Origin of the sequence: Phenylobacterium sp. (assembly GCF_036821595.1) — a bacterium.
Lineage (GTDB): Bacteria > Pseudomonadota > Alphaproteobacteria > Caulobacterales > Caulobacteraceae > Phenylobacterium.
Window position 1 is genome coordinate 35879 of record NZ_DAISJG010000009.1, and the last position, 15346, is coordinate 51224.

General features: G+C 70.6%; 18 protein-coding genes. 7 read left to right on the forward strand and 11 right to left on the reverse strand.

Annotation, left to right across the window (positions count from 1 at the left end):
- Nucleotides 1–14: 14 nt before the first annotated feature.
- The 5 genes from V7Z97_RS07085 to cysS all read right to left on the reverse strand — a co-directional run bounded on the left by V7Z97_RS07085 (nucleotide 15) and on the right by cysS (nucleotide 4409).
- Complete coding sequence (locus tag V7Z97_RS07085) at nucleotides 15–479, reverse strand: iron-sulfur cluster assembly scaffold protein (RefSeq protein ID WP_334162385.1); 465 nt, start codon at nucleotides 477–479, stop codon at nucleotides 15–17.
- Nucleotides 480–534: 55 nt separating this feature from the next.
- Nucleotides 535–699 carry a hypothetical protein gene (locus V7Z97_RS07090; protein ID WP_334162386.1) on the reverse strand — a complete coding sequence of 55 codons (165 nt, stop codon included), beginning with the start codon at nucleotides 697–699 and terminating at the stop codon, nucleotides 535–537.
- Between the two features lie 120 nt (nucleotides 700–819).
- Nucleotides 820–2325, reverse strand: coding sequence for an MFS transporter (locus tag V7Z97_RS07095; protein ID WP_334162387.1), 1506 nt, complete (start codon nucleotides 2323–2325; stop codon nucleotides 820–822).
- Nucleotides 2326–2412: 87 nt separating this feature from the next.
- On the reverse strand, nucleotides 2413–2976 hold the full coding sequence (locus V7Z97_RS07100; RefSeq protein WP_334162388.1) for an SRPBCC domain-containing protein: 564 nt from the start codon (nucleotides 2974–2976) through the stop codon (nucleotides 2413–2415).
- Nucleotides 2976–4409 (reverse strand): cysteine--tRNA ligase, encoded by a 1434-nt coding sequence (gene cysS / locus V7Z97_RS07105; RefSeq protein WP_334162389.1) that lies wholly within the window; start codon nucleotides 4407–4409, stop codon nucleotides 2976–2978. Before cysS ends, V7Z97_RS07100 begins: the two co-directional genes overlap by 1 nt.
- A 182-nt stretch (nucleotides 4410–4591) precedes the next feature.
- Between cysS and folE the strand changes: the two genes are divergently transcribed.
- Nucleotides 4592–5218 carry a GTP cyclohydrolase I FolE gene (gene folE / locus V7Z97_RS07110; RefSeq protein ID WP_334162390.1) on the forward strand — a complete coding sequence of 209 codons (627 nt, stop codon included), beginning with the start codon at nucleotides 4592–4594 and terminating at the stop codon, nucleotides 5216–5218.
- Between the two features lie 57 nt (nucleotides 5219–5275).
- On the opposite strand, the gene V7Z97_RS07115 is transcribed toward folE, so the two are convergent.
- Nucleotides 5276–5530, reverse strand: coding sequence for a GlsB/YeaQ/YmgE family stress response membrane protein (locus tag V7Z97_RS07115; protein WP_334162391.1), 255 nt, complete (start codon nucleotides 5528–5530; stop codon nucleotides 5276–5278).
- Between the two features lie 109 nt (nucleotides 5531–5639).
- On the opposite strand from V7Z97_RS07115, the gene V7Z97_RS07120 reads away from it, so the two are divergent.
- The 3 genes from V7Z97_RS07120 to V7Z97_RS07130 are packed head-to-tail and all read left to right on the forward strand — an operon-like array spanning nucleotide 5640 to nucleotide 7548.
- Nucleotides 5640–6521 (forward strand): D-alanyl-D-alanine carboxypeptidase family protein, encoded by an 882-nt coding sequence (locus tag V7Z97_RS07120; protein ID WP_334162392.1) that lies wholly within the window; start codon nucleotides 5640–5642, stop codon nucleotides 6519–6521.
- Nucleotides 6522–6553: 32 nt separating this feature from the next.
- Nucleotides 6554–6925 (forward strand): phosphoribosyl-AMP cyclohydrolase, encoded by a 372-nt coding sequence (gene hisI, locus V7Z97_RS07125; protein WP_334162394.1) that lies wholly within the window; start codon nucleotides 6554–6556, stop codon nucleotides 6923–6925.
- Nucleotides 6922–7548, forward strand: coding sequence for a LysE family translocator (locus tag V7Z97_RS07130; protein WP_334162396.1), 627 nt, complete (start codon nucleotides 6922–6924; stop codon nucleotides 7546–7548). Before hisI ends, V7Z97_RS07130 begins: the two co-directional genes overlap by 4 nt.
- Here the strand turns inward: V7Z97_RS07130 and V7Z97_RS07135 are convergent.
- Nucleotides 7545–9197 (reverse strand): alkaline phosphatase D family protein, encoded by a 1653-nt coding sequence (locus V7Z97_RS07135; RefSeq protein WP_334162397.1) that lies wholly within the window; start codon nucleotides 9195–9197, stop codon nucleotides 7545–7547. The genes V7Z97_RS07130 and V7Z97_RS07135 overlap by 4 nt on opposite strands.
- A 63-nt stretch (nucleotides 9198–9260) precedes the next feature.
- Between V7Z97_RS07135 and V7Z97_RS07140 the strand changes: the two genes are divergently transcribed.
- Nucleotides 9261–9578: a ferritin family protein gene (locus V7Z97_RS07140; RefSeq protein ID WP_334162398.1), complete on the forward strand. Its 318-nt coding sequence runs from the start codon at nucleotides 9261–9263 to the stop codon at nucleotides 9576–9578.
- Complete coding sequence (locus V7Z97_RS07145; RefSeq protein WP_334162399.1) at nucleotides 9568–10572, forward strand: RluA family pseudouridine synthase; 1005 nt, start codon at nucleotides 9568–9570, stop codon at nucleotides 10570–10572. Before V7Z97_RS07140 ends, V7Z97_RS07145 begins: the two co-directional genes overlap by 11 nt.
- Here V7Z97_RS07145 and V7Z97_RS07150 read toward each other — a convergent pair.
- Together V7Z97_RS07150 and V7Z97_RS07155 are read right to left on the reverse strand one after the other, a co-directional pair.
- On the reverse strand, nucleotides 10555–11337 hold the full coding sequence (locus tag V7Z97_RS07150) for a CPBP family intramembrane glutamic endopeptidase (RefSeq protein ID WP_334162400.1): 783 nt from the start codon (nucleotides 11335–11337) through the stop codon (nucleotides 10555–10557). The two genes, V7Z97_RS07145 and V7Z97_RS07150, sit on opposite strands and share 18 nt — an antisense overlap.
- A 45-nt stretch (nucleotides 11338–11382) precedes the next feature.
- Nucleotides 11383–11871 carry a VOC family protein gene (locus V7Z97_RS07155; protein ID WP_334162402.1) on the reverse strand — a complete coding sequence of 163 codons (489 nt, stop codon included), beginning with the start codon at nucleotides 11869–11871 and terminating at the stop codon, nucleotides 11383–11385.
- A 306-nt stretch (nucleotides 11872–12177) separates the two neighbouring features.
- Here V7Z97_RS07155 and rpoH point away from each other — a divergent pair, with 306 nt between their 5' ends.
- Nucleotides 12178–13065, forward strand: a complete 888-nt coding sequence (gene rpoH / locus V7Z97_RS07160) for an RNA polymerase sigma factor RpoH (RefSeq protein WP_334162404.1) — start codon at nucleotides 12178–12180, stop codon at nucleotides 13063–13065.
- An 80-nt stretch (nucleotides 13066–13145) separates the two neighbouring features.
- On the opposite strand, the gene V7Z97_RS07165 is transcribed toward rpoH, so the two are convergent.
- Entirely contained in the window at nucleotides 13146–13967 is an 822-nt protein-coding gene (locus V7Z97_RS07165; RefSeq protein WP_334162406.1) for a response regulator, read from the reverse strand.
- A gap of 78 nt (nucleotides 13968–14045) precedes the next feature.
- Nucleotides 14046–15332, reverse strand: a complete 1287-nt coding sequence (locus V7Z97_RS07170) for an adenylosuccinate synthase (protein ID WP_334162407.1) — start codon at nucleotides 15330–15332, stop codon at nucleotides 14046–14048.
- Nucleotides 15333–15346: the final 14 nt, after the last annotated feature.

The window sequence follows — 15346 nt, forward strand, 5'->3', positions numbered from 1 at the left end:
CGGTCACGAGAGGATCAAGCCGCGCCGGCGGGGCTAGTTCGCCCGCCGCCCTGCTTTTCCGTCGCCTGCCGGACGGCCTCGGTCACCGCCTCGAACGCGAGCAGCGTCGAGGCGTGGCGGGCCGGGTAGTCCTTCACGGGCGCGAGCATCTCAAGATCCGAAAACCGTCCTTCGGGCGGCGAACCACCCGCCTTCAGCATAGCACGGAACCGGTCGCGGGCCACTTCGAGCTCCGGAAGGGTGGCGCCGATCACATGGGCGCCCAGCACGGATGCCGCCGCCTGCCCCAGCGCGCAGGCCTTCACCTCCTGGGCGAAGTCGGCGACGACGCCGTCCTCGACGCGCACGTCGACCAGGACCCGGCTGCCGCACAGCTTAGCCACCTTCTCGACGGTGGCGTCAGGGGCGTCGAGGCGCCCCACCCGCGGCAGGTTGGCCGCGAGCTTCAGCAGCTTCGCCGAGTAGAGGTCGTCGATCATCGGCCCTTAGTTCGGGATCGCGGGCCTGTCTGTCAAACGCCGGAGCGCCGGCGCGTCAGCGCGCCGCGACCGCGGCCATGAAGACGACGGCGGCGATGCTGATCCAGATGATCGAGTTCACCAGCATGCGCAGCAGGCCGCGCTCGTGCTCGTCGGTCGTGCCGAGGCGGTCGGCGAGCATGTTGCCGGGCGTGTAGAAGATCGACTTGAGGAGACGCATGACAGGCACCCTTCGCCGCCGTCGATCGGCGGCCGAGGGTCGGGAATAACCGACCGCAAAAGTCGGATATACTCCGGGAAAGTACGTAGATCCTGCCGCGACCCCGGCCCCGCCGGCCCGTCAGGCCGGCCCGGGCCCGCTCCCGCCCTTGGCCGCCGCCAGCCTGCGCAGATTGTCTTCGTGGTCGGCCCGGCCGAGCCGGTAGGTGGAGATCATCGCCATCATCGCCATCCAGAGGGTCAGGATGGCCGGCACATAGATCATCCCCAGCCGCCGGAGGGTCTCCTCGGACACCTGCGAGGGATCCGCTCCGGCCGGGAACTGCGCGGCGGCGAGCACGAAGCCGGCGGTGATCACGCCCAGCCCCTGCACCGACTTGCGGATGAAGGTCGAGGCGGCGAAGAACAGGCCTTCCGAGCGCCGGCGCGTCCTCAGCTCGGCCTGCTCCACCAGGTCGGCGAGCATCGAGGCCGACAGGATCTGGAAGCAGATGATCAGGCCCACATCGACCATCCCGGACAGTAGCACGAACCAGAAGATGAACGGCGTGCCGTTCTCCGGCAGGACGTCCAGCAGCCGCAGGACGATCGGCAGCGGCGAGCCCAGGAAGGCGATCATGCCGATGATCATCGCCCCGCGCTTCTTGCCGATGGCGCGGGTGACGACCGGCGCCAGCGCCGAGCCGATGATCGCCGAGCCGAAGACACCGACGGTCACCCAGCCGGTCTGCTGGGGCGCGAAACCCCAGTAGTAGGTGGTGAAATAGAACGCCAGGGCGGCCGACAGGCCGGTGGCCACCGCGCCCAGCATGGCGGCCAGGAAGAGGGCCACGAACGACCGGGTGGCCAGGGTCTCGAAGATCTCCCGGAACACCGCGCCCAACCTGATCGTCCGCTTCGGCGGGGGGGCCGGGAGGTGGGCGATCCGCGAGTGGGTGCCCAGGGAGGAGATCACGATCGCCGCGAAGATCAGCGCCGAACCGATGATCCCGTAGAGGGAATAGGCCTCGCGATTGAACTGTCCGTTCGGGATCGTCGCCGTGGCGAAGGCCGGGAACAGGAACATGAACATCAGCACGGACATGGCGTTGCCGCCTGTCCAGCCGAAGTAATAGCGGAAGCTCAGCAGCGAACTGCGCTGGTCGTAGTCGTCGGTCAGTTCCGGGGCGAGCGCCGAGCTCGGCGTTTCATAGAAGGTGATGAAGGTCCGGATCAGCACCGCCAGCAGCAGGACGTACCAGAACAGCGCCGTGGGCGACCAATCTGTCGGCGGGTTCCAGAGCAGGAAGTAGGTCGCCGCCACCGGGATGGCCGACGCGTACATGAACGGATGGCGGCGTCCCCAGCGGGAGCGGAGATTGTCGGACCAGTAGCCGACGACCGGGTCGCTGATGGCGTCCACGACGAGGGCGGTGGTGATCGCCAGGCCGACCAGCCGGGCGTCGAGCCCGATCACCTGGCTGTAGAAGATCAGCAGGAAATAATTGAACCCGTTGTCCTTGACGCCATAGGCGACGGAGCCGAAGCCGTAGGCGAGCTTGGTCCACAGCGACGGCGGCGGGCGAACGTCAGCCGCGACGTGAGTGGATGCCGGCCTGCCGAAGGGTTCGTCCGTCGCGCCCGTCATCCGTTCCCTACGCCCTCTGTCGCCGGGTCGGGCCGGCGTGGGCGCCCAGTTTGAACGAGCGGTCGGGATTGTAAATCGACGGCGGCCTCAGCCGCGCTGCGCTTCCCAGGCGGCCTCGGCGCGGAGTTTCAGCGCCTCGTTCATCTGGCCGAAGCCGCGGTGCACCGAGCGGCCCACCTGACGCAGGGCCCCCTTGGCCAGCAGGCCCTGGAACAGCTCGCCGTTGTTGACGATGCAGCCGGTCGCGGAGAGGGCGTCGATCTCGATGAAGCGGATCGACTTCATCAGCCCGCCCATCAGGGTCAGCCGCCAGTGGAGCTGTTCGTTCGGCACCCATTCCAGCACCACCGGCTGAATCTGGCGCTCCGGCTGGCCCGGCAGGGCGAGCGTCAGGTCGAGCGTCTGGCCGAGCCGGATCTGGCCCGCGGCGCGCGGGTAGAGCGGGTTCCACTCATGCCAGCGCTCGAGGTCGTAGAGCACGTCCCAGATCACCTCGGCCGGCGCCTGGACGCCGATGCGGTGTTCGATGCGGATGCCGGTCGGGCCCTTGGGCTTCACCGGCTTGGGCGCGCCGGGAAGCTGCGGCCCGGCGGCGGGGCCGCGCGAGCCGAACATGCCGGCCTTCAGTTGCGGGGGCGAGGTGAAACCCATCACGCCTGTTCCTTGATCCTCCAGGTGGCGCCGGTCGGGCCGTCCATGACCTCGACGTTCAGCGCCGCCAGTTCGGCCCTTATACGATCGGCTTGCGGCCAATCCTTGGCGGTCCGGGCGGCCTGGCGCGCGGCCAGCAGCTCTTCCACCTTGGCCTTCAGAGTATCGTCGGCCCCGCCCTGGAACCAGGCCTGCGGGTCGCCGGTCAGGAAGCCCATCAGTCCCGCGGCCTGGCGCAGCAGGTCGCGTCCGCTGGCGGCGGCCGCGACGTCCCGGGCCATCACCGCGCCCCGGACCAGGTCGGCCAGCTGGAACAGGGCCGCGAAGGCGCCCGGTGTGTTGAGGTCGTCCTCCAGGGCTGCGAACACTGCGTCGAAGGCCTTGCGCTGGGCCGGGGTCTCGCGGCCGCCGGCCGACGGGTCGCCCTCGCCGGAGAGGAAGCGGGCGGTGTCGTCCAGCACCCGGTAGAGCCGGTCGAGCGCGCTCTTGGCCTGCTCGATGAGCTCGCCGTTCCACTCCAGCGGCGCGCGATAGTGGCCGACGAGCAGCGCCCAGCGCAGCGCCTCGCCCGGGTACTGCTTCAGGAGGTCGTGGGCCAGGGCGACGTTGCCCAGGCTCTTGGACATCTTCTCCTCGGCCATGTTGAGGAAGCCGTTGTGCAGCCAGAAGCGGGCGTACTCGCGCCCGTGGCCGGCGCAGACGCCCTGGGCCAGCTCGTTCTCGTGGTGGGGGAAGACGAGGTCGATGCCGCCGCCGTGGATGTCGATCGGCAGGCCCAGCGCCTGGTCGATCATCGCCGTGCACTCGATGTGCCAGCCGGGGCGGCCAGGGCCCCAGGGGCTCTCCCACTCCGGCTCCCCGGGCTTGGACGGCTTCCAGAGCACGAAGTCGCGCGGATCCTGCTTGTAGGGCGCGACGTCCACCCGGGCGCCGGCGATCAGGTCCTCGAGCGGCCGGCCCGAGAGCTTGCCGTAGTCGGCGAAGGCCTGGGTGTTGAAGAGCACGTGGCCCTCGGCCGCGTAGGCCGCGTTGTTGCGCACCAGGTCGCCGATCATGGCGACGATGGCGTCCATGGTCTCCGTCGCGCGGGGCTGGAAGGTGGGCGGCAGCGCGCCGAGCGCGGCGGCGTCGGCGTTGTAGGCCGCCAGGTAGCGCTCGGTGACCGTGGAGATCGGCACGCCCTCGGCCTGGGCCTTGGCGTTGATCTTGTCGTCCACGTCCGTGACGTTGGCCGCGTAGAGGACCTGGTCCTCCCCGTAGATGTGGCGCAGCACCCGGAACAGCAGGTCGAAGACCACCACCGGCCGGAAGTTGCCGATGTGGGCGAAGTTGTAGACCGTCGGCCCGCACACATACATCGTCACCCGCTCGGGATCCTGGGGCGCGAAGGGCCGCTTCGAGCGGCTCATGGTGTCGTACAGGTGCAGGGTCATGGTCTCGGGCTAACGCAGCGTGACGGTTGCCGCCGACGGCGGCCTGCCCATATACATTTCGCCCGGACAGGAGGCCACGGGAACCATTCCGAGGGTCCTCCATCCAACGTGAAGGGTGGCACGCGTCATTTCCGGGACCTTCGTCCCGGCGCAACTCAGCCCTGGAAAGAACCGCCTCAGACATGGACGCCATCCGCGACCGAACCCTGGTCGGAGCCGATCAGGAACTTGAAGCCGTGAAGCGCCCGACGCGCGAAGAAGCGATGGAGGCGGTTCGCACGCTCATCGCCTGGGCGGGCGACGATCCCCGGCGCGAAGGGGTGATCGACACGCCCAAGCGCGTGGTCGACGCCTACGCCGAATGGTTCGAGGGCTATCACCTCGACCCGGCCAAGGAGCTGTCGCGCACCTTCGAGGACGTGCAGGGCTACGACGACATCGTCATGCTGCGGGACATCGAGGTGGAGAGCCACTGCGAGCACCACATGGCCCCGTTCCTCGGCAAGGCCTACGTGGCCTACATGCCGACCAACCGGGTGGTGGGGATCTCCAAGCTGGCCAAGGTGGTCGAGATCTTCGCCCGCCGTCTCCAGACCCAGGAGACCATGACCCAGCAGATCGCCGACGCCATCACCGACAGCCTGCGCCCGGCGGGCGTGGCGGTCCTGATCGACGCCGCCCACCAGTGCATGACGACGCGCGGCGTGCACCACCGGCACGTCTCGACGATCACCACCCAGTTCACGGGCGTCTTCAAGACCGACGCGACGCTGCGCCAGCGCTTCCTGGACTTCGTCAACAGGAGGTAGGCCGCCGCCTGTCCTCCCCTGTCCGGGCGACGGGGGAGGCAGGGCGCGCCTTCAGGTTCAGGCGCGGCGGACGAGCCTCAGCAGCAGCAGCAGGATCACCGCGCCGACGGTGGCGCCGATGATCGAGCCGATGATGCCGCTCCCGGCCATCAGGCCTAGGCTACCGAACAGCCAGCCGCCGATGAAGGCTCCGAGGATGCCCACGACGATATTGCCCACGAGGCCGAAGCCGTAGCCCTTGACGATCAGGCCCGCGAGCCAGCCCGCCACGGCGCCCACCACCAGCCAGATCAGCAGCGCTTCCATCGACATTTGTTTTTCTCCCGGTGGCGTGACGCCGCCGCGGACGGGAGGACGTCCTCCGCCCCACTTCCACAACCGCTCAGCTTGATCTTCGTTCAATGATGGGTGGGGATGGCGCATGAAGTGGCTGCTGCTGATCGCCGTCCTCGTCGCCGTCGCCCTGCTCGCCACGCGCGGAATATGGCGGCGCCCGGCCGACGAGGCGGCCCCGCCCGATCCGGCGCGGATCGCCGGGTGCAAGGGTCCCGCGCGGTTCGCCGAGGCGGCGCGGGCCAACGCCGCCGACCTCACCGGCATGGCCTGGGCCCCATTCGGGGTCGCGGAGCGCGGCTGGGACGCCTATGCCCCCGTGATCGCCCGGGAGGTGGGCACCGACTGCGCGCCCGGCTCGCCCGGCTTCGCCGCCGCCCTGGCGGATTGGCAGGCCGGCCAGGGCCTGCCGGCCACCGGCCGCGTGGACGCCGCCGGCTTCGAGAAGATGCGGGTGGCCTGGATGCTGCGGCGGCCGTTCGTCCTCGCCACCCGCGACGGCCAGTGCCCCCAGGGGCCGGCGGAGTCGACGCTCGCCCAGGCGCGGCCCGAGGAGGGCTACTGGCGCAAGGCGGTGCAGCTCAGGCCCGGCGCGCTCGAGGCCTATCGGACTCTCGTCGCCGCCGCGCGCCGGGACCTTCCGGATCTCGCCGCCGACCCGGAACTGCTCACCATCATCTCCGGCTACCGAGACCCTCTCGCCGACGCGGCCCGCTGCGCCACCGAGGGGAACTGTGGTGGGCCGGCCCGCGCGAACTGCTCGGCGCACCTGACGGGCCTGGCCATGGATCTCCATGTCGGCGCGGCGCCCGGCGAGGACGTCACCTCCAGCAGCGACGCCAACCGCTCCTTCCAGGCCCGGACGGCCCTCTACGCCTGGCTGGTGCGCAACGCCGGCCGGTTCGGCTTCGTCGGCTATCCCTACGAGCCCTGGCACTGGGAATGGACCGGAGAGCCGGTCACCCCCTAGGCCCGGCCGCGGCGGCGCGGCATATGTCGGGGATGGACAAGCACGACCTCGAGCAGGGCGAGACGCTCGCCCCCCGGTACGACGCCAGCGGCCTCATCGCGGCGGTGGCGACCCACGCCGACACCGGCGAGGTGCTGATGCTGGCCTGGATGAACGCCGAGGCGCTCGAACGCACCCTCGCCACCGGCGAGGCCCACTACTGGAGCCGCTCGCGCGGAGAGCTCTGGCACAAGGGGGCGACCAGCGGCCAGGTGCAGACGGTGGACGAGCTGCGCATCGACTGCGACCAGGACGCCGTCTGGCTGAAGGTTCGACCGCAGGGCGACGGCGGCGCCTGCCACACAGGCGCGCGATCCTGCTTCTACCGCGCCGTCGAGGGCGGGCGGCTGGTGCGGCGACCGTGACCGTCGCCCAGGCGCTGCTGGCCTTCACGGTCGCCGCGGGCCTCCTCACGATCACGCCCGGCCTCGACACCGCGCTCGTCCTGCGCACCGCGGCGGTGGACGGGCCGAAGCGCGCGGCCCTGGCGGGCCTGGGCGTCGTGGCGGGCTGCCTGGTCTGGGGCGCGGCGGTGGCGTTCGGCCTGGGCGCCCTGCTGGAGGCCTCGGCGTTCGCCTTCCAGGTCCTGAAGTGGGCGGGCGCGGCCTACCTCGTCTGGCTCGGCGCGAACCTGATCCTGAGGCCGCGCGACCGCTTCGAGGTCGCCGGGGCGCCGGCGCCGGACGGCGACGGCCTGGCGTGGATGCGACGGGGGTTCCTGACCAACCTGCTGAACCCCAAGGTGGGCGTCTTCTACGTGAGCTTCCTGCCGCAGTTCCTTCCCGACGGCGTGGCGGCCGGGCCGTTCATCTTCCTGCTGGCGGTCGTGCACGGCGCGATGGGGCTCGCCTGGTTCGCGGCCCTGATCGCCGCCACCCGGCCGATCGCCGGCGCCCTGCAGAAGGCCGCCGTCGTCCGCTGGCTGGACCGGCTGACCGGCGGCGTCTTCCTGGCCTTCGGCCTGCGCCTGGCGCTGGAGCGACGCTAGGCCTCGGCCGGCCGGGCCACCCCGCTCCCCTGCGGCCGCACCACGAAGCGTTTCACCGGCGCGGCCGTGAACGTCGGCTCGACGATGGTCGAGACCGCCACCATCTCGGCGCGCGCCGCGGCGCGGGTCAGGGTCAGGAGGACGAAGCCCTTGGCGACCTGGTTGTTGTAGAGCACCTCCGGATTGGCGCGGGCGATGATCTCGCCGAAGTCCAGGCCCTTGACCACCTCGCCGGCGCCCGGGCTGGTGATCCCGGTCGTGCCGAACTCTGCCGCCACCCGGCGGCCGTACGCGTCCTTCAGGTCGTTGGCCCAGAAGGAGTGGCTGTCGCCGGAGACCACGATCGGCCGGGCCCCTGCCTCGCGGAACAGGCCGTACAGCCGCTCCCGGTCGGCGGGATAGCCGTCCCACATGTCGAGCGCCGCGGGGACGCCGAGCGCCGCCGCCTCGTCGCGTCGCTCGATGCGCCGCAGCGCCCGCGGTTCGACGCGGGCCGCCTCGTCCGGCGTGAGCGCCGCGCGCAGCGAGCCGTCCACCCGCGCCATCACCACCTGGTTGCCGATCACCTGCCAGGCGTGGCCGGCCTTCACCGAGGCCGCCAGCTCGCGTCCGATCCAGGCCTCCTGGGCCGGGCCCATCATCCGCCGGTCCGGATCGTTCAGCCGCGCCTTGAAGGCGGCCACATCGGGCTTGCCGTCCACCTTCGGCAGGTCGCGCTCGAGGTCGAGCTGCTGGTCGCGCGCCGAGAGCCTCGTCTCCACCATGATCAGCTGCGCCAGGTCGCCGAACCGGAAGCTGCGCGCCGCCGCCTCGGCCAGGCCCTGGCCCGGAGCCGGCTCCCGGATCGGCATCCACTCGTAGTAGGCCTTCAGCGCCGCGGCCTTGCGCGTCGCCCAGTCGCCCTCCGCGCCGGCCGTATGGTTCTCCGCCCCATTGAGGAAGCTGTCGTTGGCGGTCTCGTGGTCGTCCCAGGCGACGATCCAGGGCGCGCGGGCGTGCGCCGCCTGCAGGGACGGGTCGGACTTGTACTGCGCGTGCCGGGTCCGGTAGTCGCCGAGGCTGACGATCTCGCGGTAGGGCGCATGCCGCCGTTGGGGGGCCACCGGAGAGTTGTCGCCGTAGCTGTCCGGGCCGCCGTACTCGTAGATGTAGTCGCCGAGGTGCAGCACCGCGTCGACGCGCGGCAGGTCGGCGATGGCCTGGTAGGCGTGGAAGTAGCCGTTCGGGTAGAGGCTGCACGAGGCCACCGCCAGGACGACGTCCTTCACGCCGCCGGCCGGCAGGGTGCGGGTTCGGCCCGTGGGCGAGGTCACCCCCGCCGCCTCGAACTCGAAGGCGTAGGCCCGGCCGGGGCTCAGCCCCGCCACGTCCACCTTGCAGGTGTAGTCGCGTCCCGGGCCGGTGACGCCGACGCCGCTCCGCGCGCCGCCCGCGCGGCGGTCCACCGGATTGAGCCGCCAGCGGTACTCGATCTCACCGCCCGGGGTCTCGGGCGTGATCCGGGTCCAGATCACCACCCGGTCCTGCAGCGGGTCGCCGGAGGCAACGCCGTGGCGGAACGCCACCGTTCCCGTCGTCGCCTGCCCGGCGGCAGGCCCCGCCGCCCCCAGACCCAGCAGCGCCAGCGCGCGTCGCCTGTCGATCCTCATGGTCGTTCCCCCCGTGTCCCGCCCGTAGTATGGCCGCGACATCACCACAGGAGCATGACAGGCATGTCGAAGGAAGGCCTCCACGTCCCGCGCGAGAAGCTCTCGCGGGACACGCTGAACAAGCACTACGCCATCACCTCGATCATCGAGGAGCTGGAGGCCGTGGACTGGTACCGCCAGCGGGCCGACGACTGCGACGACGCCGAGCTGAAGGCCATCCTGCTGCACAACGCCCGCGAGGAGCTGGAGCACGCCGCCATGGTCCTGGAATGGCTGCGCCGCAACGACGACGAAGCCGCCGACCAGTTCAAGGAGTACCTCTTCAAGGACGGCTCCATCGCCGGCCACGAGGAAGGCGCCAGCGAGAAGCATGGCCTCTGAGGACGACCTCGGGATCGAGACGGAGGCGGAGCCGTCCGGCGTCCTCTCCGTCGAGATCGCCGCCGAGGACGCCGGGGAGCGGACGGACAAGGCGCTGGCCATGCGCCTGCCGGAGCTGTCCCGGGCGCGCCTGCAGGCGCTGATCGCCGAGGGTCGCGTCAGCGTCGACGGCCGGCCGGTGACCAACGGCGCGGCCAGGGCCGCGGCCGGCGTCTACCGGGTCGAGGTCCCGCCGCCGGAGCCGGCGGAGCCCCAGGCCGAGGCCATCCCGCTCACCATCCTCTACGAGGACGCGCATCTGGTGGTCCTGGACAAGCCGCCGGGCATGGCCATGCACCCGGCGCCCGGCAGCGAGCGCGGGACGGTGGTCAACGCCCTCCTCCACCACTGCGGCGACAGCCTCTCCGGCATCGGCGGCGTGGCCCGGCCGGGTATCGTCCACCGCATCGACAAGGAGACCTCGGGCGTCGTCGTGGCCGCCAAGACCGACGCCGCACACCAGGGGCTCTCGGCCCTGTTCGCCGGCCACGACATCGAGCGGGTCTACGTCGCCTTCACCCGCGGCGCGCCGAGCCCGTCGCGCGGGACCATCGAGGGCGCGATCGCCCGCTCGACCCACGACCGCAAGAAGATGGCGCTGGTGAAGTCCGGCGGCCGCCACGCGGTCACCCACTACCGGGTCGAGCGCACCTTCGGCCCGCAGGAGAAGCCGCTAGCGGCCCGGGTCGCCTGCCGGCTGGAAACCGGCCGCACCCACCAGATCCGCGTGCACCTGGCCTCGAAGGGAACACCGTGCCTGGGGGATCCGGTCTACGGCTCCGGGCCGCCGGCCGAGAAGGTGCGCGAGGCGGTCCGGGCCTCGGGGCTCGCCCGCCAGGCCCTGCACGCCGCCGTGCTCGGCTTCCGCCACCCGGTGACGGGCGAGGATCTCCGGTTCGAGAGCCCGCTGCCGGCCGACATGGCGGCCCTGGAGAGCCTACTGGCGGCGCTCTGAGCGCAGCCGCACGAGCGTCAGGACCAGACCGATCACCACCAGGCTGAAGAACAGGAACCTGGGGTCGTGGCGCCCGCCGAAGAACGGCAGCGAGAAGGCCGCGACATTGTCCAGTGCATGGAACAGGGCCACGGCGAAGACGCTGCGGCCGGCGCCGAAGTAGAGCCTCGTCATCACCACCCGCACGGCGAGGATGTTGGCGCATTGCCAGGCGATCCAGTCCCAGCTGCGCCCGGCCTGCAGGAACGGAACGACGTGCCAGAGGGCCCAGAAGACGCCCAGCAGCAGCGCGGCCCGCAGTTCGCCGACCCGCCGGGCCACGGGCCCGATGGCGTAGCCGCACCAGCCGAGCTCCTCTCCAAGCCCCGCGGCCAGGAAGGCGACCAGCATGGCCGAGAAGATCCAGGCCGGCGCGCCTGGCCCGCTGGGCGCGCCGTCGAGCGCGATCCAGGCGGCGAGGCCGAGGGCCGGCATCAGCAGGATCAGCAGGGGCCAGGCTCCGCGCCCGCGCATCCGGCTCCAGTCGAACGACCGCCGCAGGAAGGCCGCCAGCGCGCCGCGGCCGCCCGACCGGGCCACGAGGATCGCCGCGGCCACCGCCGGCATGAACGCCATCAGCCCGCTGAGGGGGAGGCCCGCCAGAGGCTGGACGGGCGCCAGGGCGGCGAGGATCCAGAACGGAAGCGAGAGCACGAGCACGAGGGCGAAGAAGGGGACCAGCCCCCTCTCCCCATCCAGCCCACCTTCAGGTCTCCCAGCGCTCATGCGCCGCAGGTTAGCGGGCCGCGGCCATTCCGGTCTTGCGCACGGTCAAGCCGGCACGGGGCCGGCCGTGGCCGCGTCCTCCAGGCGACCCACATCCAGCTTGACCATCTGGAGCATGGCGGCGGTCACCCGCTTGACGACGTCCGGGTCCTCGTCGGTCATCAGGTCGATGAGCCGCTGCGGCACGACCTGCCAGCTGAAGCCGAACCGGTCCCTCAGCCAGCCGCACTGGCTCTCGCGCCCGCCGTCCGCCAGCAGCCGCTCCCAGTAGTAGTCGACCTCCTGCTGGTCCTTGCAACGGATCTCCATGGAGACCGCCTCGGAGAAGGGGAACTGCGGGCCGCCGTTGATGCCGACGAAGGCCTGGCCGTCCAGCTCCCACTCCACGGTCACCGCCGTGCCGGCCGGTCCCGGCCCAACCTCGGTGTAGCGGGCGATCTTGCCGACCTTGGAGTTCGGGAAGATCGAGACATAGAAGTTGGCGGCCTCTTCGGCGTTGAAGTCGAACCAGAGGTTCGGGGTGATCCTGGGCATGGACGCCTCCACTTTTCGGAACAGCTCCCCAAGGACGCGCGGAGCCTCGCGACGCCGACAACGAGGCTCTCCTTTTGCTCTGGCGCAAAGCTTTACTGCACGCCCTGTGAGAATCCTTCGCCTTGATGGCGCCCAAGTCGGGGCGTAGAAATCCCGACTTGAGCAGTCGGACATTCGAGCCGTCCTCCCAGGCGGCCTAGCTTCGCCGCAACCTCGTACCTATCTCATTGGTTGGAGGGGGCGGATGGTCCTTGCGCGTGGTCGCGCCGATGGCCCGAACGTCCGGGAAAATTGAGGGGATAGTCCATGGCCGCTACGTCGCTTGCCGTGATGTCGCCGGAAGGCGGCCTCAGCCGGTACCTGTCAGAAATCCGCAAGTTCCCGATGCTGCCGAAGGACGAGGAGTTCATGCTGGCGAAGCGCTGGCAGGAGCACCAGGACGCCGAGGCGGCTCACAAGATGGTCACCAGCCACCTGCGCCTCGTGGCGAAGATCGCCATGGGCTACCGCGGCTACGGCCTGCCGATCGGTGAGGTGATCTCCGAGGGCAACGTCGGGCTCATGCAGGCGGTGAAGAAGTTCGACCCCGACAAGGGCTTCCGGCTCGCCACCTACGCCATGTGGTGGATCCGGGCTTCGATCCAGGAATACATCCTGCGCTCCTGGTCGCTCGTGAAGATGGGCACCACCGCGGCGCAGAAGAAGCTGTTCTTCAACCTGCGCAAGGCGAAGTCCGAGATCGCGGCGCTGCAGGAAGGGGACCTGCGTCCCGAGCAGGTCAGCCAGATCGCCACCAAGCTCGGCGTGCTGGACGAGGAAGTGATCAGCATGAACCGCCGGCTGTCCGGCGGCGACGCCTCGCTGAACTCGCCGCTGCGCGCCGACTCGGAAAGCGAGTGGCAGGACTGGCTGGTGGACGAGAACACCCCGTCCCAGGAGAGCCTCGTCGCCGAGGAGCAGGAGAAGTCCATCCGCATGAGCCTCCTCGAGGAGGCCATGACGGAACTCACCGACCGTGAGCGCTACATCCTCACCGAGCGCCGGCTGAAGGACGAGCCCACCACGCTGGAGGAACTCGCCTCGCAGTACGGCGTCAGCCGGGAGCGGGTCCGCCAGATCGAGGTCCGCGCCTTCGAGAAGCTGCAGAAGTCGATGCGGGCGGCGGCCGAGGAGCGGAATCTGGTCGACGCCTGAGACAGGGCTTCGATCGCCGCACACGAAGAAGGGCGCCCCGAGCGATCGGCGGCGCCCTTTCCTTTTGGCTGAGGCGGCGGCTAGAGCCGGACGACCCGCCGCTCGTCGTACCCCTGCGGCATGTAGCTGAGCAGCGGCGCGGCGCGGCGCTCCACCTCGATGGGCGCGAGGTCCAGTTTGCTGCGGGCTTCGAACAGGAAGTGGTGAAAGGCGGTGGCTGCGGCGGTCAGCTTCTCGTCGCCGAGCGCACGTCCGGCCTCCAGCAGCTCGTCGGTCTGGGTCACCAGGGCGCGCATCGCCTGGCTGCGGTCCTCCTCGATGGCCGCGGCGGCCGAGCGCAGAATCTTCAGCGCCTGGGCGATCCGGGCCGCCTCGGCGGTGGGCTCGGTGTCGGCGTGCCGCTTCAGCGGACCGGAGTAGTCCCCGGAATTGAACCGCCGCCGGTCGGGCCCGACGTAGCCCACGGCCTCCACCCAGTCGCGGCGGTGCAGGGTGACGGCCTCCAGCCGCTTGACCAGGTCCTTCACCGTGAAGGGCTTGCGCAGGAATTCGTGCACGCCGGCGTCGCGGGCGGCGAGGATCGAGGCCGCTGTCGCCTGGCCGGTGACCAGGATCACCGGCGACTTGCGGCAGGCGAAGTCCGAGCGGCGCAGCTTCCGGGTGAAGGCGATGCCGTCCACCTTCTCGGAGGCGAGCTCGCAGAAGATGATCTGCGGGTTCACGCGGTCGGCGAGCTTGAGGGCCTTGTCGACCGTGGTGGCGGTCCAGATCTCCGGCTTGGAAACGGTGCGCATGAGTTCGCCGATGACCCGCGCGCCGGTCGGCTGCGGATCCACGACCAGCACCCGTTGCAGCATGGGCGCCATGCGCTGGATGGTCTTGTTATCATTATTGGCGAACACGAGCGGTCTCCCCGCCTGGGTATGCGCCCGCGACGGTAAAGAACGCCTTGACGATGCGGTGTTCGCCGAACGGCCGGCTCAGTCCTGGAAGGGGTCCCGCATGAGGATGGTGTCGTCCCGCTGCGGGCTGGTGGAGAGCAGGGCCACGGGCGCCCCGATCAGCTCCTCGATGCGCCGCACGTACTTCACCGCACTGGCCGGCAGGTCGCGCCAGGACCGCGCGCCCTGGGTGGTCTCGCTCCAGCCTTCCATCTCCTCGTAGACGGGGACGAGGGCCGCCTGGGCCTTCAGGCCCGCGGGCAGGTAGCCGATCTCCTGGTCGCCCAGCCGGTAGCCGGTGCAGATCTTCAGCGTCGGCAAGCCGTCCAGCACATCGAGCTTGGTTAGCGCGATGCCCCCGATGCCGTTCAGCGCCACCGACTGGCGCACCAGGGCGGCGTCGAACCAGCCGCAGCGGCGCGAGCGGCCGGTGACCGTCCCGAACTCCCGCCCGACCGTGCCCAGGTGCTGGCCGACGTCGTCGAACAGCTCGGTGGGAAACGGGCCCTCGCCGACCCGGGTGGTGTAGGCCTTCACGATGCCCAGGACATAGCCGGGCCCCTTCGGTCCGAGCCCCGAGCCCGCCGCGGCCTGACCGGCCACGGTGTTGGAGCTGGTGACATAGGGATAGGTGCCGTGGTCGACGTCCAGCAGGGCGCCCTGGGCGCCCTCGAACAGCACCCGGCGGCCCTTCTTCACCAGGTCGTCCAGCAGCAGCCAGGCGGGCCGGGCGAACGGCAGGATCTTCGGCGCCAGCGCCTCCAGCTCGGCCAGCAGGGCCGCGCCGTCGTACTCGGGCAGGCCGAGCCCCCGGCGCAGTGGGCCGTGGTGGGCCAGCAGCCGGTCGATCTTGGCCTCCAGGGCCTCGCGATCGGCGAGGTCTGCGACGCGGATGGCCCGGCGGCCGACCTTGTCCTCGTAGGCCGGGCCGATGCCGCGGCCGGTGGTGCCGATCTTGTTCTTCGCCGCCGCCTCGCGGGCCTGGTCGAGGTCCCGGTGCAGCGGCAGGATCAGGCAGGCGTTGTCGGCCACCACCAGCAGTTCCGGGGTGATGGCGATCCCCTGGCCGCCGAGGGTCTCGATCTCCTTCAGGAGGTGCCAGGGATCGACCACCACGCCATTGCCGATCACCGACAGCTTGCCCTGGACCACGCCCGACGGGAGCAGGGAGAGCTTGTAGGTCTGGTCGCCGACCACGAGCGTGTGGCCGGCGTTGTGGCCGCCCTGGTAGCGCACGACCACGTCGGCCCGGTTGGACAGCCAGTCCACCAGCTTGCCCTTGCCCTCGTCGCCCCACTGGGCGCCGATAACGGTGACGTTGGCCATGGATACGATCTCCC